Annotated in this window: 1 protein-coding gene; it reads left to right on the forward strand. The window is 61.2% G+C overall.

What is annotated here, in order from left to right; all coding sequences use genetic code 11:
• On the forward strand, positions 1-967 hold a 967-nt coding region (locus tag C7R94_RS26615; protein WP_199197967.1), incomplete at both ends, for a hypothetical protein.

The raw sequence follows: 967 nt of genomic DNA on the forward strand, positions 1-967 counted from the left end.
GAACAACCGGAGCAACAGGAACCGCCGGATCAACGGGAGCGACTGGAACAACCGGAACAACCGGAGTAACGGGAGAGGCTGGAGCGACTGGGGCAACCGGAGAGACTGGAGAGACCGGAGCCACTGGAGTAACAGGAGAAACAGGGGCAACTGGAGCCACCGGAACTACTGGAGCAACCGGAGAGACCGGAGCCACTGGAGCAACAGGAACAACCGGAGCGACTGGGGCAGCCGGAGAGACCGGAGCAACAGGAACAACCGGAACAACCGGAGCAACCGGAACAACCGGAGAAACTGGAGTAACCGGAACAACCGGGGCAACGGGAGCGACTGGAACAACAGGAGCAACCGGAGTTACGGGAGCAACCGGAGTAACGGGAGAGACCGGAGTAACAGGAACAACTGGAGCAACAGGAGAGGCTGGAGCCACTGGAGAGACCGGAGCGACTGGACCAACAGGAGCGACTGGGGCCACCGGAACAACCGGAGCGACTGGACCAACAGGAGAGACCGGGGCAACCGGAGAGACCGGAACAACTGGAGCAACGGGAGCAACTGGAGTAACGGGAACCGCTGGAGCAACGGGAGGGACTGGAGCAACTGGAGCAACGGGAGCAACCGGAACAACTGGGGCAGCCGGAGCCACAGGAGCCACTGGAGCGACTGGAACAACCGGAACAACCGGAGAGACTGGACCAGCCGGAGAGACCGGGGCAACCGGAGAGACCGGAACAACCGGAACAACCGGAACAACTGGAGCCACTGGAGAGACCGGAACAACCGGAACAACTGGGACAACAGGGGAGACCGGATTAACTGGAGTAACGGGAACCGCTGGAACAACGGGAGGGACTGGAACAACCGGAACAACTGGAGCCACCGGAACAACTGGAACAACTGGAACAGCAGGAGCCACCGGAGCCACGGGATTAACAGGAGCAACTGGTGCAACCGGAGCAACCGGAGC

Origin of the sequence: Brevibacillus sp. NRRL NRS-603 (genome assembly GCF_003013445.1) — a bacterium.
GTDB lineage: Bacteria > Bacillota > Bacilli > Brevibacillales > Brevibacillaceae > Brevibacillus > Brevibacillus formosus.